Here is a 25,449-nt window from a genome sequence, read left to right as displayed (position 1 = left end):
TGGTGGTGACGACGTGCCTCGGTCACCTGGAGGCGGCGGCAGGGCATCGCTTGGCCCGTCTGCTGCTGGTCGACTGACCGAGACGGGTGAGCTGGTGGCCTGCGGCCGCCGAGCTGTGCGGGGGGAGTCGGCGGTGACGTCTCGCCGCGGTCACTCGTGGGCGGCGTCTGACACTGCTCTTCTCGTCCACCTCTCAACTCACCGAGACGGGTGGGTGGGTGGGAAACACACGGCGGTGACTATCCGCCACGGTCACTTGGAGGCGCCGCTGGCCTGGTCTCCGCTCTTCTCGTCCACTTCTCAACTGGCCGAGACGGGTGGGTGGGTGGGAAACCCCCCTACCAAGGCGCAGGCGGCGGTGCCGTCAATTGGTCGGTCAGTCTCGACAGGCGGTCACGGAAGCGCCGGCGCCCCCGCACCACCGGCAACACATTCTCCCCGGCCGCCGCGCTCACGAGGTGCTGCACGGTGTCCAGGTCAAGGTCCGTGCCCGAGGGCACGGGGAGCGACTCGTGGGCCAGGGACGCGAGTTCACGGTCACCGGAGCCCAGGGAGAGGACGGTCGCCCCGGCCCGCCGCGCGTCGTGCACCCGCTCCAGGAGAGGGTCACCCGGCCCCTCCGGCGACACGACCAACAGCGTCTCACCACGCCGAGCCGCCTCGATCCGCCCCAGCCCCACCGCCAGATGCGCCGGATCCGAGGGCCGCGCGTCATGCCGTACAAGAGTCGGTGCCAGCTCGGGCGTACCGGACCACGCCGCCTCGTCGACGAGATGCGCCGCGAGATGCCAGGGCTCGTACGCGGGCGTACCCACCAGCAGCAACCCACCCCCGTGCGACACCACCGACCCGCGCAACACCCCCGCGAACCGTCGCGTCGCCCCCAACCACTCGGTCCCGGCGAGCACTTCACGCAACAGCGCAACCCGTACGGCATCCATGTCCGCGCATCCTGCCCCAACCGGCCGTTCGTGACGTGGAGTTCACCACGAATTCGCCCAACTTGGGGATGGTGCGGGCTCATAGGCCGCACAAGGAGTCACCTCATGACAGAAACCACGGAAGCAACCACAGAAGCAACCGTCCCCTTCGTCGCCGGCCAGGGAGGCTACGCGAGCTACCGGATCCCGGCCGTCGTGGTGACCGCCGCCGGCACCCTCCTGGCGTTCTGCGAGGGCCGCGTCGACTCCGCGAGCGACCACGGCCACATCGAGATCGTCCTACGGCGCTCCACGGACGGCGGCCGCACCTGGGGCCCGATCACCCCCGCCGCCACCAACGGCCCCCACCTCGCGGGCAACCCCGCCCCCGTCGTCCTCGACACCGGCCGCATCCTGCTCGTCTACGTTCGCGCGACCGCCACCGCCACCGAGGACGCCATCCTGCGCGGCCAGGTGTCGGCGGCCGACGGACGCCGGATCTGGGTGCGCTACAGCGACGACGACGGTGTCACCTGGTCGAGTTCGAAGGAGATCACCGCGCAGGTGAAGAAGCCGGAGTGGCGCTGGTACGCCACCACGCCGGGCCACGCGATCCAGTTGAGCACCGGCCGGGTGGTCGTCGCCGCCAACCACACGATCCCGCCGACCGGGACGGACGTAGGAAACGAGGCGAAGTACAACAGCGGCCACTGTCTGCTCAGCGACGACAAGGGCGAGACCTGGTCGATCGGTTACGTCGACGAGAACCCGGACGGCTACGTCAACTGCAACGAGACCACCGCCGCCGAACTCCCCGACGGGCGCGTCTACTTCAACACCCGCAACGACGCCACGGCCCCCGGCCACCGCGCCGACGCGTACTCGACGGACGGCGGCAAGACGCTCACGAAACCCTTCCGCCCCCAGGCCGGCCTCACCGCCCCCATCTGCGAGGCCAGCGTCCTCCAACTCCGCGACCCCGACGTGCTGTTGTACTCCGGCCCCGGCGACCCGGCCGCCCGCGCCCTGATGACCCTGCGCGCCTCCACCGACGCCGGCACCACCTGGCGCCCCGTGCACACGGTCGACGGACTGCCCGCCGCGTACTCCGACCTCGTCCGGATCGACGACGACACGGTCGGACTCCTCTACGAGACCGGCGACTTCGGGCCGTACGAGACGATCACGTTCCGACGGGTCCCCGTGACGGACCTCACCTGAGCCGATACGGGTGCGGAGGCGGACGTAAAGTCGGCCCATGACCTCTACCGACAGTGCTGCACAGCCCCCCGCGACGGCCCCCGCTCCGGCCTCCGGGACCGCCCCCGCGAAGGCCCCCGCCAAGGACCCGTGGGACCTCCCCGACGTCTCCGGACTGGTCGTCGGCGTGCTCGGCGGGACCGGGCCGCAGGGCAAGGGCCTCGCCTACCGGCTCGCCAAGGCCGGCCAGAAGGTGATCATCGGCTCCCGCGCCGCCGACCGCGCCCAGGCCGCCGCCGACGAACTCGGCCACGGCGTCGAGGGCGCCGACAACGCCGAGACCGCGCGCCGCAGCGACATCGTGATCGTCGCCGTGCCCTGGGACGGCCACGGCAAGACCCTGGAGTCGTTGCGCGAGGAGTTGGCCGGCAAGCTCGTCGTCGACTGCGTCAACCCGCTCGGCTTCGACAAGAAGGGCGCCTACGCGCTGAAGCCGGAGGAGGGCAGCGCCGCCGAACAGGCCGCCGCCCTGCTGCCCGACTCACGGGTCGCCGCCGCCTTCCACCACCTGTCGGCGGTGCTGCTCATGGACAAGGAGATCGCCGAGATCGACACGGATGTGATGGTGCTGGGCGAGGAGCGCGCGGACGTCGAGATCGTGCAGGCGCTGGCCGGCCGTATCCCCGGCATGCGCGGTGTCTTCGCCGGCAGGCTGCGCAACGCGCACCAGGTGGAGTCCTTGGTCGCGAACCTGATCTCCGTCAACCGCCGCTACAAGGCCCACGCGGGACTGCGCGTCACGGACGTCTGAGCGGGTGGGGGACACTGGTGGCAACCGACCACCGGTGTCCCCTTTGTTCTACCGCGTTCGTCACTGCCGACAGGAGCCGATCCCATGCCCCGCCTCGCCCTCTACGCCCTCGTCGTCTGCCTGCTCGCCGTGGCCGCGGCGGTCGTCTCGTTCGTACAGGGCAGCTGGATCGGGATCGTGTGGGTACTGCTGGCGGGGCTCTCGTCCAACATGTGCTGGTACTACCTGAAGCGCGGTCGCGCCGCCTAGCGCCAGAACTGGTAGAGGCTGTAGCCGTTCGACGTCTCCCAGTCGCTGACGCCCAGCCCCCGCAGGATCGCGTCGATCATGTCGAAGAACTCCCGGTTGATCGACGGCACCCACAACAGCGCGAACACGAACAGCAGGCCGAACGGCGCGAACGGCTCGACCTGCCGCTTGATGTCGTTCGACAGCCAGGGCTCGATCACGCCGTAGCCGTCCAGGCCCGGCACCGGCAAGAAGTTCAGGATCGCCGCGGTCACCTGGAGGAGGGCCAGGAAGGCCAGTGCGTACTGGAAGTCGTCCGGCACCCCTTCGAGTGCGTGCAGCCAGAAAGGCGCCGTGCAGACCGCCGCGAACAGTACGTTCGTCAGCGGGCCCGCCGCCGAGATCAGGCTGTGCTTCCAACGGCCGTGGATGCGGCCCCGCTCGATGAACACCGCGCCGCCCGGCAGACCGATGCCGCCCATGATGACGAAGATCACCGGGAGCACAATGCTGAGCAGGGCATGCGTGTACTTCAGCGGGTTGAGGGTCAGATAGCCCTTCGAGCCGATCGAGATATCACCGCTGTGCAGCGCGGTGCGCGCGTGCGCGTACTCGTGCAGACACAGGGAGACGATCCAGGCCGCCGTCACGAACAGGAACACGGCGACGCCGGGCTGCTCGGCGAACCCGGTCCAGGTGGCCCAGCCGGTCACCGCCGTGACGGCCAGGATCCCGAGGAAGACGGGACTGATCCGCCGGTCACTGGGGCGGGTGGTGGTGGCGGTCATGGGGGCGGGCTCCCTGCTGGGTCGGTGGACGCGAAGCCCGACGGTACCGGGCCCCAGGGGAAAACGTCTCGCGAGCGGCCGTCGGTTCCGGGGAAGGTGGGGACATGGGACTCTGGCACGCGTTCTACGACCCCGTCACCCCTCGGGGCCTCTCGGGAGGGGCTTATCCGGGGTCGTCGTACCGCGTCCGGCGCCGCGCCGCCGCAACCCCGTGACCGCTTTCCACGCCACCGGAGACAATGGACCCCGTGCGCTATCGCATTCTCGGCACCACCCAGGCATTCCGCCCCGACGGCACCCCCGTCCCGGTCGGCGGGGCACGACTGCGCGCCCTGCTCACCGTGCTCGCCCTGCGACCCGGCAAGGCCGTACCCGCGAGCGTTCTGGTGGACGAGGTGTGGGGCGTGGACCCGCCCGCCGACGCCACGGGCGCGCTCCAGGCGCTGGTGGGCAGGCTCCGCCGGGCGCTCGGCGCCGACGCGATCACCTCGGCGGAGAGCGGGTACCGGCTCGCCGCCGCCCCCGACGACATCGACCTGCACCGTTTCGAGCGGCTGACGGCGGAGGGGCTGCGGGCGCTGGCCGACGGCAACCCCGCGAAGGCGGCCGAGGTCCTGGACGACGCGCTCGCCCTGTGGAACGGCCCGGCCCTGGCCGACCTCCCCGACCGGACGGCGGAGGCGTCCCGCTGGGAGACCCGCCACCTGGACGCCCGCCGCACCCGCCTCGCCGCGGCCGTCTCCCTCGGCGACGCGGACACCGCCCTCCCCGAACTGACCGCCCTCTGCGACACCCACCCCCTCGACGAACCCCTCCAGTCCCTACGCCTCCGAGCCCTCCGCGCCACAGGCCGCACAGCCGAGGCCCTGGCCGCCTACGAGTCCGTACGCCAACTCCTGGCAGACCGCCTGGGCTCCGACCCCGGGCCCGAACTACGGGCGCTGCACGGGGAGTTGCTGAATCCGGGGGGCGACGGTCATGGCAGGTCCGGTGGCCGCGGCGGACTCGCTGGGCCTGACGGCCGTACCGGAGTCGGTGGATCTGATGGGCAGGGCGGATCCGGCAGGGGTTCCGGGCGGGGCGGGCCCGATGGCCGTGGCGCGTTCGACGGCTCCGGCGGTCATGCCGGGGCCACCGGGCCCGCCGGCCCCGGCGGACCTGACGGCCGTGCCGGATCCGACCGACCCGGCGCCTACGACGGCCCCACCGGGCCGGGCTACGGCGACGCACCCGGTGGACCGGGCGACGGCGACGGACATGCCGGCCACGCCGGGCCGACCGGCGACGCCGTTCACCGCAGGGCCACCGGCGACGCCGACCACCGTAGGTCCGCCGGTACCACCGATCCGCACCGGCGCTCCGCCAACGCCGACCACCGCAGCCCCGGCACCGAGACCCCCACCCCCGCCAACAGCACCCTCACCCCGACCACCCCCGGAGGGCTCCCCACCCCACCCCCCAGCAACCTCCGCGCCCGGCTCACCTCCTTCGTCGGCCGCGAGGCCGATATCGACGTCATCCGGGGTGATCTCGCGGCGGCCCGGCTGGTGACGCTGCTCGGGCCCGGTGGGGCCGGGAAGACGCGGTTGTCGCAGGAGGCCGCCGAGACCGTGCGGTATGCCGCGCGGGACGGGGTGTGGCTGGCCGAACTCGCCCCCGTGGACGACCCCGACGCCGTACCGACGGCCGTCCTCACGGCGGTCGGCGCGCGCGAGACCGTGATGTACGGCGCCGGCGCCGAGGCGATCAGGGCCGCCGGGGGCGACCGGCACGACGACCCCGTCGACCGGCTCGCCGAACACTGCGGCAGCCGCCGCATGCTGCTGATCCTCGACAACTGCGAGCACGTCGTGGACGCCGCCGCCCGCCTCGTGGAGACCCTGCTGGAGCGCTGCCCCGGCCTCACCGTGCTCGCCACCAGCCGCGAACCCCTGGGCGTACCGGGCGAGTTGCTGCGCCCGGTGGAACCCCTGCCCGACCCCGTCGCGCTACGGCTGCTCGCCGACCGGGGTGCCGCCGCCCGGCCGGGGTTCAGCGTCGAGGACGACCCCGAGGCCTGCGCCGAGATCTGCCGGCGGCTCGACGGACTGCCCCTCGCGATCGAGCTCGCGGCCGCCCGGCTAAGGATGTTGACGCCACGTCAGATCGCCGACCGCCTCGACGACCGCTTCCGGCTGCTCACCTCCGGCAGCCGTACGCTCCTGCCCCGCCAGCAGACCCTGCGGGCCGTCGTCGACTGGTCCTGGGACCTTCTCGACGTGGACGAACGGGACGTGCTGACCACCCTGTCCGTCTTCGCCGGCGGCTGCGACCTCGCCGCCGCCGAGGCCGTGTGCGGGCCCGTCGCGTTCGAGACGCTCGGCTCCCTCGTCGACAAGTCCCTTGTGGTGGCCGCCCCTTCGGGCGACGGTGAGATGCGCTACCGCCTCCTGGAGACCGTCGCCGAGTACGCGTCCGAACGGCTCGACGAGTCCGGCCGCCGCCCCCACGCCGAGCGCGCCCATCTGACGTACTACCGCGAACTCGCCCGCACCACCGACCCCTTGCTGCGCGGCCCCGGCCAACTCGCCGCCGTGGAACGGCTGGAGCGCGAGTACGAGAACCTCCGCACCGCGCTGCGGCACGCCGTCGCCGAGCGCGACGAGCAAGAAGCCATCTGCCTCGTCCTCTCGCTGGTCTGGTACTGGCAGATGCGCGACGTCCGCATCGAGGCCCGCAACTGGTGCGTCGAGGTGATGGCGCTGGGCCCCGACCCCTTCACCACCCCCGTCCGGCGCGCCGAACCCGTCTGGCAGCGCTGTACCGACACCCCGCCCCCGCTCACCGGAGAACTCCTCGCCGAGGCCAGGCGAGGTGTCCACCTCGCCCATCTGGGCTGGATGGACACGGAGTTGGAGGCCTGGGAGGCACCGGCGGCGAAGGAGAAACTGCGCCTGATCACCGAGGTCTACGAACCCGGCCACCCGCAGACCTGCCGTACCCCCGGCATGCTCTGGTTCTACGCCGTGCTGATGACCGGCAACGTGGAGCGGCTGCCGGGCATCCTCGAAGCCGCCGTCCGCACCTGCCGGGCCACCCCCGGTATGGAGTGGGAGCTGGCCACCACCCTCCAGATGCGCGCCAACATGCTCGCCAACCGCAGCGACTGGGCGGGCGACGCGGTCCGTGACGCCGACGAGTCGCTGGAGATCTTCCGCCGCCTCGGGGACGCCTGGGGCACCGCCGAGGCGCTCTCCGCCCGGGCCGAATCCCGGGAACGCGTCGGCGAGTTCGGGCTGGCCGCCGCCGACTACGAGGCCGCGATCGAACACGCCGAACGGCTCGGCGCGCACGGTCAGACGGCCGTGCTCGGCGCCCGGCTCGGCAGCGTGCTCGTCGAGGGCGGCGAGGCCGAGCGGGGCGAGCGCATCCTGCGCGAGGTGGTCGAGAACCAGCCGTCGCGCGGCGGCAACGAGGCGATGCCCGCCGCCCGGATGTTCCTCGCTGGCTACCTCGCCCTGACCGGCCGGCCCGCGGAGGCGCGCGAGCAACTGCGCCTGCTGCGCGAGCAGTTCTCCATCTCCCACTTCGTCGTCTTCGACGCGTACATCCTCGGCCTGGAGGCCTGGGTGGCGACGGTCGACGGCAACTACGAGGAGGCCCTGGACAAGATCCGACGGGCGCTGGACCGGGCGGGCGACCCGCTGTCCGAGGCCATCGCCCCGCACATGACCCCGCTGTACCTCGGGGTGGCCGCGATCGCCCTCGCCGAGATCGACGGCGGCGGCCGGGCCCGTGACGCCGTCCACTGCCTCGTCACGGCACGGGTGCTGCTGCCGCCCGGGCATGTCGCGACGTCGATGGAACGAGAGGTCTACCTCCAGGCCGAGCGGCGCGCGCGTGCCGCGCTCGGCGACGAGGCCTACGACCGGTACGAGGCGGAGTACGCCGAGGGCGGCGGCCTCTCCGTGAAGGAGGCCGCCGCCCTGGTGCGAGGCTGACGCGTACCGGTGGGACGCGACTGTGGTGCGTACCGGTCCCGCCCGGTCAGGTCTTGGTGCGGAACTTGTAGATCGAGATCGGCGCCATCACCGCGGTGAGCCCCACCGACCAGGCCAGCGTCAGCAGCGTGCCGTGGGCGACCGGGCCGCCCACCATCAGCCCGCGGGCCGCGTCCGCCAGGGCGGAGAGCGGGTTGTAGTCGGTGAAGTTCTGCAGCCAGCCCGGCATCGACTGGGTCGGCGCGAAGATCGACGAGCCGAACTGCAGCGGCATCAGCACCAGGAAGCCCATGGCCTGCACGGACTGCGCGCTCTTCATGGTCACGCCGAGGGTGAGGAACACCCACATCAGGGCCGAGCCGAACACCGCGGACAGTCCGATCGCGGCGAACATGCCGAGCCAGTGGTGGATGTGGAAGCCGACGAGGACACCGACGACCATCAGCACGGCGGACGCGACCAGCATCCGCATCATCTCGACCGAGATCTTGGCGATCAGCACCGAAGCGCGCCCGATGGGCAGCGACCGGAACCGGTCCATGACCCCGGTGTGGAAGTCGGTGTTGAAGCCGGTGCCCACCCCCTGGGCCATGTTCATGCCCATCATGGCGAGCAGCCCGGGCACGACGTACTGCACGTACGCCTCCTGCCCGCCGCCGAGCGACTGCCCGATCGAGCCGCCGAAGACGTACACGAACAGCAGCGTGAAGATGACCGGGAACAGGATGGCGTCGAACATCGACTCCGGGTCCTGCCGGATCCACAGCAGATTGCGGCGGATCAGCGCGCCGGTGTGACGCAGATGGTTGCGCAGCGGAATACGGGGGTCCGCCGCCGAAACGCCGGCGGGGTTCACGGTGACGGCGCTCATACGGCGACCTCCTCGCGGTCGTGGGTGGGCACGGAGTCCTGCGGGGCGCTGGCGCGGTGTCCGGTGAGGGACAGGAACACCTCGTCCAGGCTGGGCAGTTCGGTGGTGATGGAGGCGATGGTGAGACCACGGGCGCTCACCGCGCCCACCACGGCGGTCAGTTGCTCGTCACTGAGGATCGGCACCAGCACGGTGCCGCTCTCCACGTCGACGGTGACGGTGGCGAGCCCGGTGATGCCGAGCTCGTCCAACGCCCGTGCCAGCGGCCGGAGTTGCAGAGCATCGGCAGGCCGAATCCGCAACGCCCGCCCCCCGACCCTGGCCTTCAACTCGTCAATGGCACCCTGCGCCACGACCTTGCCGTGATCGACGACGGTCAGCTCGGAGGCGAGTGCCTCGGCTTCTTCCATGTACTGGGTGGTGAGCAGCACGGTCACACCCCCGCCGACCATGGACTTCACCTCGGTCCACACCTCGTTGCGGGTGCGCGGGTCGAGCCCGGTGGTCGGCTCGTCCAGGAACAGCACCTGAGGATGCCCGATCATCGAGGCGGCCAGGTCGAGCCGCCGCCGCATACCGCCGGAGTAGGTACTGGCGGGCCGCTTGGCGGCATCCGTCAGCGAGAACCGCTCCAGCAGTTCATCGGCCCGGGCCCGGGAGTCCTTGCGGGAAAGATCGAGCAAGCGCCCGATCATGTACAGGTTCTCCCACCCCGGGAGCTTCTCGTCCACGGAGGCGTACTGGCCGGTGAGGCCTATCACCCGGCGCAGCTGGCGAGGCTGGCGCAGGACGTCGTAGCCGGCGACGCTGGCTTCGCCGGCGGTAGGGGCGAGCAGCGTGGACAGGATCCGCACGAGGGTGGTCTTACCGGCACCGTTCGGCCCGAGCACACCCATCACGGTGCCCTCCCGGACGTCCAGGTCGACGCCGTCCAGCGCCTTGGTCTCGCCGTAATGCTTGACCAGCCCCCGCACGGACACGGCCGTGCCGCCGGAATTCTTGTCGATTCGCGTCATGCCGATGACAGTGCCAGTCCCGACCGACAGAACGCCTACATCCCACCGACAGCCACCGACAGCCACCTACAAAGCGCCGACCGGCTACATCCAGCCGGTCCGGCACCTTGAAACACAGGCCGGCAATCTCCAGCCCGTCCGGCGTTTGAGGACGAGGCCCCTTCAGGGCCGATGGGGGTCTGGGGGCGGAGCCCCCAGGGACGGGCGGCAGGCAACAAAAGGGGCAGCCCGCCGACGGGGGAAGTTCGGCGGGCTGCCATGGTGCCGCAGTGGCTCTGTGACTCGCGGACGTCAGTGCACCGAGTGCTCCTCCAGCGGGAACGTTCCGCCGACAACATCCTCCGCAAACGCCTTCGCAGCGTTACCCATGACCGCACGCAGATCGGCGTACTGCTTCACGAACTTCGGCATCCGACCGCCCGTAAGCCCCAACATGTCGGTCCACACCAGGACTTGGGCGTCGGTCTCGACCCCGGCCCCGATCCCCACCGTAGGAATGTGCAGCACCCGAGTAACCTCAGCCGCCAACTCCGCCGGCACCAGCTCAAGCACCACCGCGAACGCCCCGGCGTCCTGCACGGACTTCGCGTCCCGCAGCAACTGCTGAGCCGCCTCCTCGCCCCGCCCCTGCACCCGATACCCCATCGCGTTCACGGACTGCGGAGTGAGCCCGATGTGCGCCATCACCGGAATCCCGGACTCGACCAGCAACCGGATCTGCTCATGGGACCGCTCACCGCCCTCCAGCTTCACGGCACCGACGCCGGCCTCCTTGACCAGCCGGGTAGCCGAGCGCAGCGCCTGCACCGGCCCCTCCTGGTAGGACCCGAACGGCAGGTCCGCGACGATCAGGGCCCGGCTCGTGCCCCGTACGACGGCCGCGGACAGCATGGCCATCTCGTCGAGGGTGACGGGCACGGTCGACTCGTACCCGAGATGGCAGTTCCCCGCCGAGTCCCCGACGAGCATGACCGGAATCCCGGCCTCGTCGAAGACGGACGCGGTCATCGCGTCGTAGGCGGTGAGCATGGGCCACTTCTCGCCGCGCTCCTTGGCGAGGCCGATGTCGCGGACGGTGATACGACGTGTGCCCTTGCCTCCGTACAGCGCCTTGCTGCCGTCGGAGGAGCTGTTCTTGCCAGCCTGGGCAGCCGAAAGCTGCGTCATTGCAACGGCTCCTTCAGTCATCTTGAGGCACCCTGACGGCGTCCCCAGATCCCCTCCATGGTGGCACCTCGTGCCACGGAGGGCCAGAGGGACCCCCGTCACGTCGGCTGACGTAAGGTCTGAGTAAAATATTTACGATACGGCACGGTCTCGTATCGGAATTGGTCCGGGACTCCCTAGTCTGGACCGCATGACCACTCCACCCGTCCCCGGTACCCGGATACCCGAAGCGGTGCACCGCCGCCGCTGGGCCATCCTCGGCGTGCTGATGCTGAGCCTGCTGATCGTGGTGCTCGACAACTCGATCCTCAACGTCGCCATCAAGACCATCTCCACCCCGGCCCCGACCGGCCTGGGCGCGACACAGAGCGAGCTGGAGTGGGCGATCAACGCCTACACCCTCGTCTTCGCGGGCCTGCTGTTCACCGCGGGCCTCCTCGGCGACCGGATCGGCCGCAAGAAGGTCCTGCTCGGCGGCCTCCTCGTGTTCGGCATCGGCTCCGCGCTCGCCGCCGAGTCCGGCTCACCGGACCAACTCATCGGCTACCGCGCCCTGATGGCCCTCGGCGCCGCGTTCGTGATGCCCGCCACCCTCGCCGTCCTCATGAACGTCTTCGAGCGCGACGAGCAGCCCAAGGCCATCGGCATCTGGGCCGGCGGCGTCGGCCTCGCCATCGCGATCGGCCCGATCACCGGCGGCGTGCTCCTCGACCACTTCTGGTGGGGCTCGGTCTTCCTGATCAACGTGCCCATCGTGCTGATCGCCCTCGCCCTGATGATCTGGCTGGTCCCCGACTCCCGCGACCCCAGGCCCGGCCGCCTCGACCCGGTCGGCGTCGTCCTGTCCGTCGTAGGCCTCGTCCTGCTGGTCTACGGCATCATCGAGGGCGGCGAGCTGGCCGACTTCACGGCGCCCAAGGTGCTGTCGACGATCATCGCCGGTGTGCTCGTGCTCGCCGGGTTCGTGTGGTTCGAGAAGCGCAGCGACCACCCGTCGATCGACGTCACGTACTTCAAGAACAAGGTGTTCTCGGCCGCGATCGCCGCCATCGCGCTGGTCTTCTTCGCGCTGATGGGCGTGACCTTCTTCTCGGTCTTCTACACCCAGAGCGTGCGCGGCTACTCGCCGTTGCAGACCGGCCTGTTGATGCTGCCGCTGGCCGCCGCGCAGATGATCTTCGCGCCGCGCGCCCGGCTGGTCGTCAACCGGTTCGGCAACAGGATCACGACCGGTGTCGGCCTCGTCCTGCTCGCCGGGATGCTCGCCGCCTTCGCGACCCTGAAGGCGGACACGCCGATCTGGATCCTGGAGGTCATCTTCTTCCTCATGGGCGCGGGCATGGCCCACGTCATGACCCCGACCAGCGTCGTCATCATGCAGGCCCTGCCGCGCGAGAAGGCGGGCTCCGCGTCCGCGCTGAGCAACACCTTCCGCCAGGTCGGCGGCGCCCTCGGTATCGCCGTCCTCGGCTCGGTGCTGTCCACGGCGTACCGCAACGGCATCGAGGGCAAGCTCGGCAATGTGCCCGCCGCCCTCCGCGACACCGCCGGCGAGTCCATCGAGGCCACCCTCGGAGTCGCCGCGAAGCTCGGCCCGCAGGGCAAGGCCCTGATCACCCCGGCCAACGACGCCTTCCTGCACGCCATGCACGTCACCGCCCTGTGCGGCGCGGGCGTCGCGGTCATCGGTGCCGCAGTGGCCTTCGCCTTCCTGCCCGGGAAGCCTCCGGTGCCCCAAGAGGGCAAGGAAGAGCCGGAGTTGGCCGTCGTAGGGGAATAGCGACGACAATCACCCAGGACGGGAACGGGGGGACAGCGGAAGGGACGGAGTGAAGTGAGCCTTGCCGACAACGGCACCGCCACCGGCACCGGTACCGACAAGGGCACCGGCAGCGGGACCCGGCCGTGCGCGCCCACCAGGGGGCGCCCGCGCAGCGAGGCCGTCGAACGGGCCATCACGGAGGGCGTGATGAAGCTCCTGGAGGACGGCGTGCCGCTGGCCGAACTCTCCATCGAGCGCATCGCCCGTACCGCCGGAGTCGGCAAGGCCACCATCTACCGCCGCTGGCCGGGCAAGGAGGAACTGTTCGTCGACGTCGTCCGCGAGGCCGAGCCGCAGGACCCCGAACTGCCCGGCACCTCCCTGCGCGACGACCTCGTCGCCATGATGGAACAACTGCGCCAGCGCGGCCTGATGACCCGTTCGTCGGCGCTTCTGCACAACGTGTACGCGCAGATGAAGAGCACCCCGAAGGTGTGGACCGCCTACCACGCGACCGTCGTGGAACCCCGCCGCCGCAAGCAGGTCGAGCTCCTGCGCCGGGCCCAGGAGAACGGCGAACTCCGCACCGACCTCGACCCCGAGCTGATGAACGACATGCTGGTCGGCCCGATGCTCCTGCGTACCGTCATGCGCTTCGACGCGGACCTCCCCGAGGGCCTGTCGGAACTCCTCGTGGACACCGTGCTCGTGGCCCTACGGCCCGTCAGTTCCTAGGCGACGGTCGGCGCGCCCGAATGTGCGCGTTCCGTCACAGAAGGCGCTGCGGCCCCGCGTGTTCGGAACTTCGGACGCCGACTTGTTCGTCCTCGTGCCCGTACGGCCGTCATGGGACGGCGGATCGGAACCGATCATCCCCTAGGGTCGTAGGCGCGGGGACGATGGTGTGCACGGCAGGTAGTGAGGCGACGGTATGGCACAGCAGGCGTATGTGACGGAGACGGACGACGGCGGCTCGGGGGACGAGCCGCGCGGATCCCGGCTTCGGCGCCTGTGGAACAGACTGACCGGCGGCTGGCGCGGCGACCCGAGGATCTGGCGCCGGGGCCTGGTCCTCGCGGCGCTCGCCGTCCTCCTGGCCCTCGTGATGTTCCTGCACTCACGCATCCCGAACCGGATCGGCAACCTCGGCAGCCTCACGGAGACGTTCCTGCCGTGGTTCGGACTCGCGATCCCGGTCCTCCTGGTCCTCGCCCTGGTCCGCAGGTCGGCCACCGCGCTGATCGCGATCGTCCTGCCGACGGTCGTCTGGCTGAACCTCTTCGGCGGCCTGCTCCTCAGCGACAAGACCGGCACCGGCGGCGACCTGACGGTGGCCACGCACAACGTCAACGCCGACAACCCCGACCCGTCCGGCACGGCCCGAGACGTGGCCGCGTCCGGCGCGGACGTCGTCGCCCTGGAGGAACTGACGGCGTCGGCGGTCCCGACATACGAGAAGGCCCTCTCCTCCACCTACAAGTACCACTCGGTCGAGGGCACGGTCGGCCTGTGGAGCAAGTACCCGATGAGCGCGGTGAAGGCCGTCGACATAAAGCTGGGCTGGACGCGCGCGATGCGCGCCACCGTCACCACCCCCGAGGGACGGATCGCGGTCTACGTCGCCCACCTCCCCTCGGTGCGGGTGAAGCTGGAGGCCGGGTTCACCGCCCGGCAGCGCGACACGAGCGCGGACGCGCTGGGTGAGGCCATCGCCGCCGAGCCGCTCAAGCGCAAGATCCTCCTCGGCGACCTGAACGGCACGATGAACGACCGCTCCCTGAACGCCGTCACCTCCCAGATGCGCTCCACGCAGGGCGCGGCGGGCAGCGGCTTCGGCTTCAGCTGGCCGGCGTCGTTCCCGATGGCGAGGATCGACCAGATCATGGTCCAGGGAGTCGAACCAGTGACCTCGTGGACGCTCCCGAAGACGGGCAGCGACCACCTCCCGATCGCGGCCCGTGTGAACCTCGACACGAGCTCTTAACCTCGTGGAATAGGGGGCCTGGGAGTCTTTGTTCCGTAACTGAACTTAAGCTCGTCAGTACGGAACTCCGCTCTCCCTTTGAAAGGCACAGGCACCTCCCATGCCCCTGGCCCTGCTCGCTCTGGCCGTCGGCGCTTTTGGTATCGGCACCACCGAATTCGTGATCATGGGCCTCCTGCCCGAGGTCGCGGACGACCTGCACGTCTCCATCCCCACGGCGGGCCACCTGGTCTCGGCGTACGCGCTGGGCGTGGTCATCGGCGCCCCGCTCCTGGCAGCGGTGACTTCGAGGATGTCCCGCCGGACGGTCCTGATCGGCCTGATGGCCCTGTTCGTGGCGGGCAACGCCCTCTCGGCCTTCGCCGCGAACTACGACTACCTCCTCGCGGCCCGCTTCCTGAGCGGCCTGCCGCACGGCGCGTTCTTCGGCGTAGGGGCGGTAGTCGCTACGACCATGGTCGCGCCCGAACGCAAGGCCCGCTCGGTGTCGTTGATGTTCCTGGGCCTCACGGTCGCCAACATCGTGGGCGTACCGGCGGCCACGCTGATGGGCCAACACCTGGGCTGGCGGGCCACGTTCCTCGGCGTGAGCGTGATCGGCGTGGCGGCGATAGCGTCGCTGGCGCTGCTGATCCCGCACGACCACGCACAGGCGCCGAGGGTCGGCCTGCGCGGCGAGTTGGCAGCTCTCCGGTCCGTCCCGGTCTGGCTGGCCCTCGGCACGACGGTGGCGGGCTTCGGCGCGCTCTTCTCGGCGTACAGCTACATCACCCCGATGCTGACGGACGCGGCGGGCTTCGCGGAGGGCAGCGTGACGCTGCTGCTGGCCCTGTTCGGCGTAGGCGCGACAGCAGGCAACCTCCTGGGCGGCCGCCTGGCGGACCACTCGATGCGCGGCACGCTCTTCGGCGGCCTGATCTCCCTGGCCGCGATCCTGGCCCTGTTCCCCCTCCTGATGACAACGGAGTGGACGGCGGCCCTGGCGGTCGTCCTCCTGGGCACGGCGGCGTTCGTAACGGGCTCCCCGCTCCAACTGATGGTCATGGAAAAGGCGTCAGCGGGCCCGTCGCTGGCGTCGTCGGCCAACCAGGCAGCCTTCAACTTGGCGAATGCCGGCGGCGCTTGGATCGGCGGCCTGGCGCTGGCGGCGGGATTTGGGGCTACGTCGCCTGCGGTGGCCGGGGCGGTGCTGGCGGTCCTGGGGTTGGGAGTTGCCGCTACGGCGGCGACCGTGGACCGGCGGCGGGCGGTACCGGGGCGGGAACGTGTGGTCGCAACTCACGTACCTCACGAGGCCGAGGCCTTGCAGCACTGATCCGTTCACCCACGGGCCCATGGGCCCACCGGCCCATCTGCCCACCTGTCACGGTCGGTTGAGAGGTTCGCCAAGTCGCCGCATGGAGCAGCCAAGCCCCTCCGACATCGCCGCGATGCTCACCGACCAGACGAGCGCCTGCGAGGCGGCACGTGACGCCGTCGCCGCCGGCGGCGAGGTAGTGGTCCTGGACAGGGAAGTACCTCAGTGGATGGTCGCCGGCATCGCGTGGAGGAGGCTTGCAACATGCAGCGGCGTCAATCGGTCCCGGAACCCCGGCACGAAGGAGCCGCCCGACCCGGCTCAGCCGAGATAAGGCCGATCTCGCCGCTCCAGGAAGTGCCGGATCCGGAGCCGCTGCGTGTGGTGCATGGGTAGTTGACCGATCTCGTCCGGCTGGACGAACCGCAACTCACTGGACTCGTCCGACATTTCCAGCCGACCGCCGACGGCCCGAGCGGTGAAGCAGACGTTGAACTGTCTGCGCACCTCACCGTCCGAGTAGGCGATGACATGGCGAGGGTCGGTGTACGTGCCCACGAGCCCGGTGATCTCCACGTCCAGCCCCGTCTCCTCCTTCACCTCGCGGACTGCCGTTCCCGGGAGCGAGTCGGTCATCTCCATGCCACCACCGGGGAGCGCCCAGAGGTCGTTGTCCCGGCGGCGCTGAAGGAGAACGCACCCTTTGTCGTCGGTGACCACGGCGGACGCGGCGACCACCAAGCTGTTCGGCTCCGGTGCCGCCGGGTCGTCGTAGTACTCGGTCCGTGCCATGGTCGCTTCCCTGCCGCCCTCGGCGGGGCGCTGGTGCCCGCACCGCACCAAGCCACCGTCCCCGTCGAAGAGCAAGTCCTAGTCGAACCGCGCCAGTTCAGCCAGCCAAGCCGTAGCCGACCCATCGGACGGCGCCCGCCAATCCCCCCGAGGCGAAAGCGAACCCCCCGCCGAAACCTTCGGCCCATTGGGCATAGCCGACCGCTTGAACTGCGCGAACCCGAAGAAGCGCCGGCAGAAGACCTCCAACCACCGCCGGATCTCCGGCAGTTCGTACGCCACCCGCTTCGCCTCAGGGAACCCCGGCGGCCACGCCCCCGCCCCCACCTCATGCCACGCATGCCACGCCAGGAACGCGATCTTCGACGGCCGGAACCCGTACCGCAGCACGTGGAACAGCGTGAAGTCGTGCAGTGCGTACGGCCCGATCTTCGACTCCGTGGACTGCATCTCCTCGCCCGGTACCAACTCCGGACTGATCTCCGTGTCGAGGATCGCGGTGAGGATCTTGCCGGTCTCCTCGTCGAACTGGTCGCTGCTGACGACCCAGCGGATCAGGTGCTGGATCAGGGTTTTGGGGACGCCCGAGTTGACGTTGTAGTGGCTCATCTGGTCGCCGACGCCGTACGTGGACCAGCCGAGCGCCAGCTCGGACAAGTCACCGGTGCCGAGCACGATGCCGTTGCGCTGGTTCGCCAGGCGGAACAAGTAGTCCGTGCGCAGGCCCGCCTGTACGTTCTCGAAGGTGATGTCGTACACCGGCTCGCCGGACGCGAACGGGTGGCCCATCTCCTTCAGCATCAGCCTCGCCGTCGGCGTGATGTCCAGCTCCGCCGCCGTCACGCCGATCGCCCGCATCAACGCGTGCGCGTTGTCCTTCGTGTGATCGCTGGTCGCGAAGCCCGGCAGCGTCCACGCCAGGATGTCGCTGCGCGGCCGCCCCGCGCGGTCCATCGCGCGCGCGGCGACGATCAGTGCGTGTGTGGAGTCCAGGCCGCCGGACACCCCGATGACCACCTTCGGGCCGCCGATCGCCGCGAGCCGCTGCTGCAACCCCTCGACCTGGATGTTGTACGCCTCATAGCAGTCCTGCGCGAGGCGTTCCGCGTCGGCCGGCACGAAGGGGAAGCGTTCCAGGCGGCGGCGCAGGCCCAAGTCCGTGAGCGGCGGGGCGAGTTCGAAGGACACCGTGCGGAAGTCGGCCGTCCTCGCCTTGTGCGTACGGCGGTTGTCGTCGAACGTGCCCATCCGCTGCCGTTCCTGCCGCAACAGGTCCAGGTCGACGTCGGCCACCGCGTACTCGTCGCCCAGCGGGAACCGTTCCGTCTCGGCCAGCAGTGCGCCGTTCTCGTAGATCATCGCCTGGCCGTCCCAGGACAGGTCGGTCGTCGACTCGCCGAGGCCGGCCGCCGCGTAGACATACGCGGCGAGGCAGCGGGCGGACGCCGAGCGGCAGAGGAGTTTGCGGTCCTCGGCGCGGCCCACCGTGATCGGGCTGCCGGAGAGGTTGACCAGGACCGTCGCGCCCGCGAGAGCCGCTTCCGCGCTGGGCGGCACCGGCACCCACATGTCCTCGCAGATCTCCGCGTGCAGCACGAGGGAGGGGACGTCCTGCGCCGCGAACAGCAGGTCCACGCCGAAGGGGACCGATTCCTCGCCGATGCGGATCGAACCGCCGCGCTCGTCCGCGCCGTCGGCGATCTGGCGGCGCTCGTAGAACTCGCGGTAGTTCGGGGGATACGACTTCGGTACGACGCCCAGGATCCGGCCCCGGTGGACGAGTACCGCGCAGTTGTAGATCCGGTTGCGGTGGCGCAGCGGGGCGCCGACGACCAGGACCGGCAGCAGGTCCGCCGACCCCGTCACCACCTCCCGCAGCGCCTCCTCGACCTGGTCCAGGAGGACGTCCTGGAGGAGGAGGTCCTCGATGGAGTAGCCGCACAGGCCCATCTCCGCGAAGACGGCGACGGCCACGCCCTCCTCGTCGCAGCGGCGGGCGTGGCGCAGGACCGCTTCGGCGTTGGCGTGCGGGTCCGCGATCACGGTGTGGCCCGTGCAGGCGGCGACGCGGGCGAAGCCGTGCTGATAGATCGACCAGAAGTTCAGTGGAGGCACCCGGTCAGTGTAATCGTCAGAGCGACGCGATGGGGTGGCGCGGGGTGTCGTACCCCCACGCCACCCCATCGACAGGTGACTCGTTACCGCTTACCGGATCAGTGGTGACCCTGCGAGCGGCTGAACGACGAGACGTAGCCGTCCGCGGGCGTGCCCACGCCGGTGACGTCGTCGTAGCCCTTCACCGCGGACAGCGAGCTGTCCTTGCCGAGGCTGCGGACCGAGGTCAGCAGGCCGTCGGTGGCGTCGACGCTGTTGGCGAAGTCCACGCGCGCCACCGCCAGGCCGGAGCCCGTCGGGTTGTCGGTCACGTCGTGGTAGGCCTTCGTGCCGTACTTGGCGTAGATCGACGGGTTGGCGAAACCGATCGCCTTGCCGCCGCGCGCCTCCTGGGCCAGGGCCTGGACCGCCGCGATCACCGGGGAGGCGAGCGAGGTGCCGCCGATCCGGTACTCGCTGTACTGCACCGAACCGTCGGGGAAGGTCTGCGTCTGGCCGACCTTGAAACCGGTGTTCGGGTCGGCGATCGCCGAGATGTCCGGGACGACGCGGTTGCCGGTGGCGCTGTTGGCCTTGGCGAGCGCGTCCGGGACGACACCCTTCTGGTAGAAGGGCTCGGCCACCGTCTTGCTGGTGCCGCCGCCCGCGCCCGAGGTGAAGGCGCCGGGGAAGCTGGTCCAGCTCTTGCCGTCCGTGGACAGCGCGGCCTTCTCGGTGCCCCAGCCGGTCTCCCACAGGTACTTGTCGCCCTTGCCGACCGCCAGCGAGGTACCGCCGACCGCCGTCACCCACGCCGAGTTGGCCGGGGTGTCGACCTGCTTCGTACCGGTGTTGGCGACCTCGTCGCCGTTGTCACCGGAGGAGAAGTAGAAGCCGATGCCCTCGACCGCGCCCAGCTGGAACACCTGGTCGTAGGCGGCCGCGAGGTCCGGGGTCTGGTTGGCCTCGATGTCGCCCCACGAGTTGGAGACGATGTCGGCCAGGTGGTTGTCGACGACCTTGCTCAGCGAGTCGAGCAGATCGTCGTCGAAGCAGGACGCGGCACCCACGTACGTGATGTTCGCGTCCGGCGCCACCGCGTGCACGGCCTCGACGTCGAGGGTCTCCTCGCCGTACCAGCCGGACGCGTCACAGGCCTCGGTCTGCGTGTAGTCCGAGGGGAGCACCTGCTTGAGCTGGCTGGTGCTGTACTTCTGGTCGCCGTGGTTCTTCGCGTAGGTGGCCGCGTCGAAGGCGATCGTCGGAGAGGCGTAGGCGTCGGTGATGGCGACGCGCACGCCCTTGCCCGTGTACTTGCCCGCACCGTAGGCGGCACGCAGCTGCTTGCCGGTGTAGCCCTCGATCGCGTACGGGATCTTCTTGCCGTACGCCGACGGCAGGGTGGTCGCCGTGTTCGAGCCGTAGTACGAGGAGAACGGCCCCGCGTTCTTGAACGCCGCCCCCGGACCCGGCAGCGTGTCGTCGTGGCTCGCCGTGTGCGGCGCGTTGTCGAGACCGGTGACGGTCAGGACGGCACCGTTGAGGCTGTCCGGCGCGGAGGCCGTCTTCGACGGGGCGCGGTAGGTCTTCGAGCCCTTCGAGTAGTTGTGCAGCGAGGTGCTGAACGCCTTCTCGACCGCGGCCACGTCACCGGAGACCGTGACGTAGTGCTGCGTGGTGCCGGTGACCTTCAGCCCGGCGGACTTCAGCCAGGACTTGACGGCCGTCACCTGGGCCGTCGTGGCGCCGAAGCGCTGCTGCACCTGAGCGGCGCTCAGGTACTTGCCGTACAGGGCCGAACTCGGGTCCGAGACGGACTTGGCGTACGCCGCGAGACCGGAGGCGTTCCGGCCGGCGAGGTAGACCCGGGCGGAGACCTTGGAGCTGTCGGAGGTCGCTCCCTTGTCCGCCTTGGCCGTCGCCCACGCCGGCTTGGTGCCCGCGAGCGCGTCCCGGCCCGGGCTGTCCGCGGCGTGCGCCGCGGGTATGCCGAGCGCCAGCGCTCCGGCGATCATGGGCAGTGTCGCTGCCATGCTCACACCGGCGCGCCTGGTGGCGCGATTGGATCTCATAAAACCCCCTGCTATGCGGTTCAGCGCATGGAGTGGTTGGTCGTCGTCGATCCGCACGAACCTGCGGCGGGGAGGTCCGTGGATGGATCACACGTGGGGGCCACTCTTTCGATGAACCGTTCATGCCAGGGGAACGCGAAAGTCAAGAGAAACCCAAGGAACCGTCACCCAGGGCGAATTGGGGGCTTTTTTCCTTACAGGCGTGTAACGAACGACCGGGCATGCTTTACGAACGCGCTTTTGCGCCACGCTCCTTGAGCATGTCGGCCATCAACTGGATCTCCGACTGCTGCGCGTCGACCATCCCCTGCGCCAGCCGCTTCTCCACCCCCACCCGGCACTTGTCCACACACCCCTCGGCCATGTGGATCCCGCCCTTGTGATGGTCCGTCATGAGCTGCAGGAAGAGCACCTCGGCGGGCTTGCCGCTGAGTGAATTCAGCTTCTTCAGCTCGGTGTTGGTGGCCATCCCGGGCATCAGTGCGCCGTCCTTCCCGGACGCCATGTCACCCATGCCCATCCAGGTCATCGGCGGATCGGCCGACACCTTCGGCAGCCCCCACAGGTCCAACCAGCCCAGCAGCATGCCCCGTTGATTGGCCTGCGTCTGCGCGATGTCGTATGCGAGCCGCCGTACTTCCACGTTCTTCGTACGATCCCGCACGATGTACGACATCTCGACGGCCTGCTGATGATGGACCGCCATGTCCCGCGCGAAGCCCGCGTCGGCCGAATCGGCCGTAGGAGTAGGCGAGTTGCTGGACCCGCCGCCGTCCTCGGCGACCGCGTACGTGATCGCGCCGGCCGCGACGAGTGCCGTCGCCGCGGCCCCGGCGATCAGAGCCGCCGACCTCACTGCGACAGCCCGCCCGTGCACGCGGCGCCCGGCTCCGGCGTCTGGCTGCCCTGCACGAACTTCTCGAAGAACGTGTTCACGGCCGGGTCGCTCGCGCTCTTCACGGTCCGCTGGTGCCCCCACGCCGACAGCATGATCGGGTCCTTCTGGCTGTCGTACGGACTCATCAGCGAGTACGGCGTCGACTTCACCTTCGTCGCGAGCGCCTTGACGTCGGCCGCCGAGGCCTTCTTGTTGTACGTCACCCAGACCGCGCCGTGCTCCAGCGCGTGCACCGCGTTCTCGTCCTTGACGGCCTTCGTGTAGACGTCGCCGTTGCAGTTCAGCCAGACCGGGTTGTGGTTGCCGCCGACCGGCGGGTGCATCGGGTAGTTCACCGTGCCGGTGACGTGGGTGCGGCCCAGGGTGCCCTTCCACGTGTTCACGCCGTCCGCGCCGGCGACGAAGTGACCGGAACCGCCGCTCTTGGAGTCGCTCGCCGAGCTGTCCTTGTTGCCGGACTGCGCGTGCACGACGGCGACCCCGCCGACGACGAGACCGGCGACGACCACGGCGCTCGCCGCGATCTTCACGATCTTTGAGCGTCGCTCGCGCGACTGCTCGGCGCGCCGCATCTCCTCGATGCGGGCCTTGCGCGCCGCGGTACCGGTGTTCTTGGCGGAACCCATGAGGTATGTGTCCTTTTTGGGGGAAGGGACGGGAGGGGACGGGGCGGGGACAGAAGGGTCGGGCCTTGCTGATCGTAGTGGGCAGAAACACGTTCTCGTAGGGCACCCACAGCAAAGTCGGGGGAAGACCAGGGTCACCCCCGGACCAGGCGTTACGAATGTCAGTCCGAGCAGGCAAGATGGTCAGAAGATGGGCAACAGCGCCGGACATCTGCCGTACGCGAGGCGTTCAGCCCGAGGTCGACCGGTCGATCATGGTCGGCAACGCGCACGAAATGGTGTTGTGGTGGGATGCTCAGGTGCCCGACCGCCTCCTGCGGTACGAGGACAGGCGGCCTGACCAGCAAGGATGGGGAAGCGGAAGATGGACAAGCAGCAGGAGTTCGTGCTCCGGACGTTGGAGGAGCGCGACATCCGGTTCGTACGGCTGTGGTTCACGGACGTGCTGGGCTTCCTCAAGTCCGTCGCCGTGGCCCCCGCCGAGCTGGAACAGGCCTTCGACGAGGGCATCGGCTTCGACGGCTCCGCGATCGAGGGCTTCGCCCGGGTCTACGAGTCCGACATGATCGCCAAGCCGGACCCCTCCACCTTCCAGGTCCTGCCGTGGCGCGCGGAGGCCCCCGGCACGGCCCGGATGTTCTGCGACATCCTCATGCCGGACGGCTCCCCGTCCTTCGCGGACCCGCGCTACGTCCTCAAGCGCGCCCTCGCCAAGACCTCCGACCTGGGCTTCACCTTCTACACCCACCCGGAGATCGAGTTCTTCCTCCTGAAGGACCGCCCCCTGGACGGCTCCCGCCCCACCCCCGCCGACAACTCCGGCTACTTCGACCACACCCCGCAGAACGTGGGCATGGACTTCCGCCGCCAGGCGATCACCATGCTGGAGTCGATGGGCATCTCGGTGGAGTTCTCGCACCACGAGGGCGCCCCCGGCCAGCAGGAGATCGACCTCCGCTACGCCGACGCACTCTCCACGGCGGACAACATCATGACGTTCCGCCTGGTCATGAAGCAGGTGGCGCTGGAGCAGGGCGTGCAGGCGACGTTCATGCCGAAGCCGTTCTCGGAGCACCCGGGCAGCGGAATGCACACGCACCTCTCCCTCTTCGAGGGCGACCGCAACGCCTTCTACGAGTCCGGCTCGGAGTACCAGCTCTCCAAGGTCGGCCGCTCCTTCATCGCGGGCCTGCTGAAGCACGCGGCGGAGATCTCCGCGATCACCAACCAGTGGGTCAACTCCTACAAGCGCATCTGGGGCGGCTCCGAGCGCACGGCGGGCGCAGGCGGCGAGGCCCCCTCGTACATCTGCTGGGGCCACAACAACCGCAGCGCCCTGGTCCGCGTCCCGATGTACAAGCCCGGCAAGACGGGTTCGGCACGGGTCGAGGTCCGCTCCCTGGACTCGGGCGCGAACCCGTACCTGGCCTACGCTCTCCTCCTCGCGTCGGGCCTCAAGGGCATCGAAGAGGGCTACGAACTCCCCCCGGGCGCCGAGGACGACGTCTGGGCCCTCTCAGACGCGGAACGCCGCGCGATGGGCATCGAGCCCCTGCCCCAGAACCTGGGCGAGGCCCTCACCCTGATGGAGCGCAGCGACCTGGTCGCCGAGACCCTGGGCGAGCACGTCTTCGACTTCTTCCTGCGCAACAAGCGGCAGGAGTGGGAGGAGTACCGGAGCGAGGTCACGGCGTTCGAGCTGCGGAAGAACTTGCCGGTGCTGTAGGCGGAGTTGTTCAGTCGCGTGGGGCCGACGGTCGCGAACCGTCGGCCCCACGCGTGTCACGGGGTTCGTGCGCTCGTTGCCTCGAACTGTTTCAACGAGCTGAGTATGGTGGCGTCAGAATGCTCCGCCCCGACGTCCTCTTTTCGCCATACCTCAAGCCGGTTGCCCCGAAAGAAATAGGAGTCGGCCAGGACTGTGCATGTCTGTGCGGCAATGGCGTTCTCGAACCTGACCCAGTACGACTGTCGGCCGACCGGCGGGGCTATCGAGAGGAAGTAGTCGCAACCTTCGATCGCCCTCTTGAGCTGTGAGTGCCCGTCGGCTGCCTTGTCGAAATTGTTTACGTCGATCCAGACGCTGTACCCGGCGGCGCGCAATTGCTCGGCAACTTCGGCGGCTACGTGCTCAAGTGCGCGTGGATAGCTGATGAATGTGGTGATGTATTTCGACATCTCAACCGCGGTCCATTTTGGTGATCTTTGCCACGTTTCCGAGCTCGTCGGCGCGTGCCTGTTCGCGAACCGCTTCCACTTCGCGTGCGTAGCGGCCAAATATCTCTGCGTTTGAGGCGCCGAATGTTTCGGGCGCATCCTTGATGCGGCGGATCAAGGTGTAGACGTTGGATTCGTGCATCCTGAATCTGACGTAGTTGTCGCGGATCTTGAATGCCTCGTGCATGCCGTACACCGTTGCGCCGAACGCCGAGACCACTTGGGTGAAGATTCTTTGATAGAAGCCGTGAGAGCTGTACGGAATCAAGAAGGGGAGCGAAAGCGAGATCAACGTGGTCCAGGTGACCGCGTAGTAATGCATCCAGCCGTAGATCCAGGCCCTGCGTTGCCATACCGACAGGACGGGATGGGTTCGAGCGTAGTGTGCCTTCAACCAGCTCTTTAATTCGTCGTCGACGAACACGGCATCGGAGAACGGGTTGTTTTCGGTTTTCGATCCCGCCGTTTCGACGGGGAATCTTGGTTTTGTCTTCCATGCCAGACCCGCCGCCGATATGGCGATGGTCAGCAAAAAGACAAGGGTGGCAATCCCCCACGGGTCTCTGATCAATGAACCCCCCGGCTCACACTGTTCAGATCATGGCACAGCGGTGCAGGCGGGCGATACGGTCACGCTCCTGATCTGCAGCAGTCTTCCCGTGCCGTTCGCCGGGACGTTGTACAGGTCGGCGTCGTTGGTCGCTGGGCATGGCGTAGCCGATGGTG

General features: G+C 69.3%; 22 protein-coding genes. 10 read left to right on the top strand and 12 right to left on the bottom strand.

The genetic code is table 11. The features are described from left to right. Positions 1-338: 338 nt before the first annotated feature. A complete protein-coding gene (locus ACIBK4_RS10430) occupies positions 339-941 on the bottom strand; it encodes a hypothetical protein (RefSeq protein ID WP_398994036.1) in 603 nt (200 codons plus the stop codon). 105 nt (positions 942-1,046) lie between these two features. Here ACIBK4_RS10430 and ACIBK4_RS10425 point away from each other — a divergent pair, with 105 nt between their 5' ends. The 3 genes from ACIBK4_RS10425 to ACIBK4_RS10415 all read left to right on the top strand — a co-directional run bounded on the left by ACIBK4_RS10425 (position 1,047) and on the right by ACIBK4_RS10415 (position 3,180). After that, positions 1,047-2,141 carry an exo-alpha-sialidase gene (locus tag ACIBK4_RS10425; protein WP_398994034.1) on the top strand — a complete coding sequence of 365 codons (1,095 nt, stop codon included), beginning with the start codon at positions 1,047-1,049 and terminating at the stop codon, positions 2,139-2,141. 37 nt (positions 2,142-2,178) lie between these two features. Beyond that, positions 2,179-2,931, top strand: a complete 753-nt coding sequence (gene npdG, locus ACIBK4_RS10420) for an NADPH-dependent F420 reductase (RefSeq protein WP_398994032.1) — start codon at positions 2,179-2,181, stop codon at positions 2,929-2,931. An 84-nt stretch (positions 2,932-3,015) separates the two neighbouring features. Then, positions 3,016-3,180, top strand: a complete 165-nt coding sequence (locus ACIBK4_RS10415) for a hypothetical protein (RefSeq protein WP_398994030.1) — start codon at positions 3,016-3,018, stop codon at positions 3,178-3,180. Here ACIBK4_RS10415 and ACIBK4_RS10410 read toward each other — a convergent pair. Then, positions 3,177-3,947 (bottom strand): site-2 protease family protein, encoded by a 771-nt coding sequence (locus ACIBK4_RS10410; protein WP_398994028.1) that lies wholly within the window; start codon positions 3,945-3,947, stop codon positions 3,177-3,179. The two genes, ACIBK4_RS10415 and ACIBK4_RS10410, sit on opposite strands and share 4 nt — an antisense overlap. A gap of 239 nt (positions 3,948-4,186) precedes the next feature. Between ACIBK4_RS10410 and ACIBK4_RS10405 the strand changes: the two genes are divergently transcribed. After that, positions 4,187-7,927, top strand: coding sequence for an AfsR/SARP family transcriptional regulator (locus tag ACIBK4_RS10405; RefSeq protein ID WP_398994026.1), 3,741 nt, complete (start codon positions 4,187-4,189; stop codon positions 7,925-7,927). 46 nt (positions 7,928-7,973) lie between these two features. On the opposite strand, the gene ACIBK4_RS10400 is transcribed toward ACIBK4_RS10405, so the two are convergent. The 3 genes from ACIBK4_RS10400 to panB form a co-directional block, all read right to left on the bottom strand. Then, positions 7,974-8,798, bottom strand: coding sequence for an ABC transporter permease (locus ACIBK4_RS10400; RefSeq protein ID WP_398994024.1), 825 nt, complete (start codon positions 8,796-8,798; stop codon positions 7,974-7,976). Next, entirely contained in the window at positions 8,795-9,814 is a 1,020-nt protein-coding gene (locus ACIBK4_RS10395) for an ATP-binding cassette domain-containing protein (RefSeq protein ID WP_398994022.1), read from the bottom strand. Before ACIBK4_RS10395 ends, ACIBK4_RS10400 begins: the two co-directional genes overlap by 4 nt. A 291-nt stretch (positions 9,815-10,105) precedes the next feature. Then, positions 10,106-10,981: a 3-methyl-2-oxobutanoate hydroxymethyltransferase gene (gene panB, locus ACIBK4_RS10390; protein ID WP_398994020.1), complete on the bottom strand. Its 876-nt coding sequence runs from the start codon at positions 10,979-10,981 to the stop codon at positions 10,106-10,108. Between the two features lie 190 nt (positions 10,982-11,171). Between panB and ACIBK4_RS10385 the strand changes: the two genes are divergently transcribed. The 5 genes from ACIBK4_RS10385 to ACIBK4_RS10365 all read left to right on the top strand — a co-directional run bounded on the left by ACIBK4_RS10385 (position 11,172) and on the right by ACIBK4_RS10365 (position 16,358). After that, positions 11,172-12,761: an MFS transporter gene (locus tag ACIBK4_RS10385; protein WP_398994018.1), complete on the top strand. Its 1,590-nt coding sequence runs from the start codon at positions 11,172-11,174 to the stop codon at positions 12,759-12,761. Positions 12,762-12,815: 54 nt separating this feature from the next. Next, the gene (locus tag ACIBK4_RS10380) at positions 12,816-13,478 is read left to right on the top strand and encodes a TetR/AcrR family transcriptional regulator (protein ID WP_398994016.1); all 663 of its coding nucleotides are present in this window, start codon (positions 12,816-12,818) and stop codon (positions 13,476-13,478) included. Between the two features lie 196 nt (positions 13,479-13,674). Further along, positions 13,675-14,727, top strand: a complete 1,053-nt coding sequence (locus ACIBK4_RS10375) for an endonuclease/exonuclease/phosphatase family protein (RefSeq protein ID WP_398994014.1) — start codon at positions 13,675-13,677, stop codon at positions 14,725-14,727. Positions 14,728-14,827: 100 nt separating this feature from the next. Further along, positions 14,828-16,042, top strand: a complete 1,215-nt coding sequence (locus ACIBK4_RS10370) for an MFS transporter (RefSeq protein WP_398994012.1) — start codon at positions 14,828-14,830, stop codon at positions 16,040-16,042. An 82-nt stretch (positions 16,043-16,124) separates the two neighbouring features. Continuing rightward, positions 16,125-16,358: a hypothetical protein gene (locus ACIBK4_RS10365; RefSeq protein WP_398994010.1), complete on the top strand. Its 234-nt coding sequence runs from the start codon at positions 16,125-16,127 to the stop codon at positions 16,356-16,358. Here the strand turns inward: ACIBK4_RS10365 and ACIBK4_RS10360 are convergent. The 5 genes from ACIBK4_RS10360 to ACIBK4_RS10340 form a co-directional block, all read right to left on the bottom strand. Then, positions 16,346-16,816, bottom strand: a complete 471-nt coding sequence (locus ACIBK4_RS10360; protein WP_398994008.1) for an NUDIX domain-containing protein — start codon at positions 16,814-16,816, stop codon at positions 16,346-16,348. The genes ACIBK4_RS10365 and ACIBK4_RS10360 overlap by 13 nt on opposite strands. A 78-nt stretch (positions 16,817-16,894) precedes the next feature. Continuing rightward, positions 16,895-18,931 (bottom strand): NAD(+) synthase, encoded by a 2,037-nt coding sequence (locus tag ACIBK4_RS10355; RefSeq protein ID WP_398994006.1) that lies wholly within the window; start codon positions 18,929-18,931, stop codon positions 16,895-16,897. Between the two features lie 98 nt (positions 18,932-19,029). Further along, positions 19,030-20,943, bottom strand: coding sequence for a protease pro-enzyme activation domain-containing protein (locus ACIBK4_RS10350; RefSeq protein ID WP_398994004.1), 1,914 nt, complete (start codon positions 20,941-20,943; stop codon positions 19,030-19,032). A 265-nt stretch (positions 20,944-21,208) separates the two neighbouring features. Then, positions 21,209-21,838 (bottom strand): DUF305 domain-containing protein, encoded by a 630-nt coding sequence (locus ACIBK4_RS10345; protein WP_398994002.1) that lies wholly within the window; start codon positions 21,836-21,838, stop codon positions 21,209-21,211. Next, positions 21,835-22,506 (bottom strand): DUF3105 domain-containing protein, encoded by a 672-nt coding sequence (locus tag ACIBK4_RS10340; protein ID WP_398994000.1) that lies wholly within the window; start codon positions 22,504-22,506, stop codon positions 21,835-21,837. The genes ACIBK4_RS10345 and ACIBK4_RS10340 overlap by 4 nt, the downstream gene beginning before the upstream one ends. 364 nt (positions 22,507-22,870) lie before the next feature. Here ACIBK4_RS10340 and glnA point away from each other — a divergent pair, with 364 nt between their 5' ends. After that, the gene (gene glnA / locus ACIBK4_RS10335) at positions 22,871-24,232 is read left to right on the top strand and encodes a type I glutamate--ammonia ligase (protein WP_033284243.1); all 1,362 of its coding nucleotides are present in this window, start codon (positions 22,871-22,873) and stop codon (positions 24,230-24,232) included. 56 nt (positions 24,233-24,288) lie between these two features. Here glnA and ACIBK4_RS10330 read toward each other — a convergent pair whose 3' ends face one another. Both ACIBK4_RS10330 and ACIBK4_RS10325 read right to left on the bottom strand, forming a co-directional pair. Further along, complete coding sequence (locus ACIBK4_RS10330) at positions 24,289-24,684, bottom strand: toll/interleukin-1 receptor domain-containing protein (RefSeq protein ID WP_398993998.1); 396 nt, start codon at positions 24,682-24,684, stop codon at positions 24,289-24,291. 1 nt (position 24,685) lies between these two features. Next, positions 24,686-25,255, bottom strand: a complete 570-nt coding sequence (locus tag ACIBK4_RS10325) for a hypothetical protein (RefSeq protein WP_398993996.1) — start codon at positions 25,253-25,255, stop codon at positions 24,686-24,688. Between the last annotated feature and the right edge of the window lie 194 nt (positions 25,256-25,449).

The organism is Streptomyces sp. NPDC050528 (assembly GCF_044457795.1).
Classification (GTDB): domain Bacteria; phylum Actinomycetota; class Actinomycetes; order Streptomycetales; family Streptomycetaceae; genus Streptomyces.
This window is presented reverse-complemented; position numbering and strand designations above follow the sequence as displayed.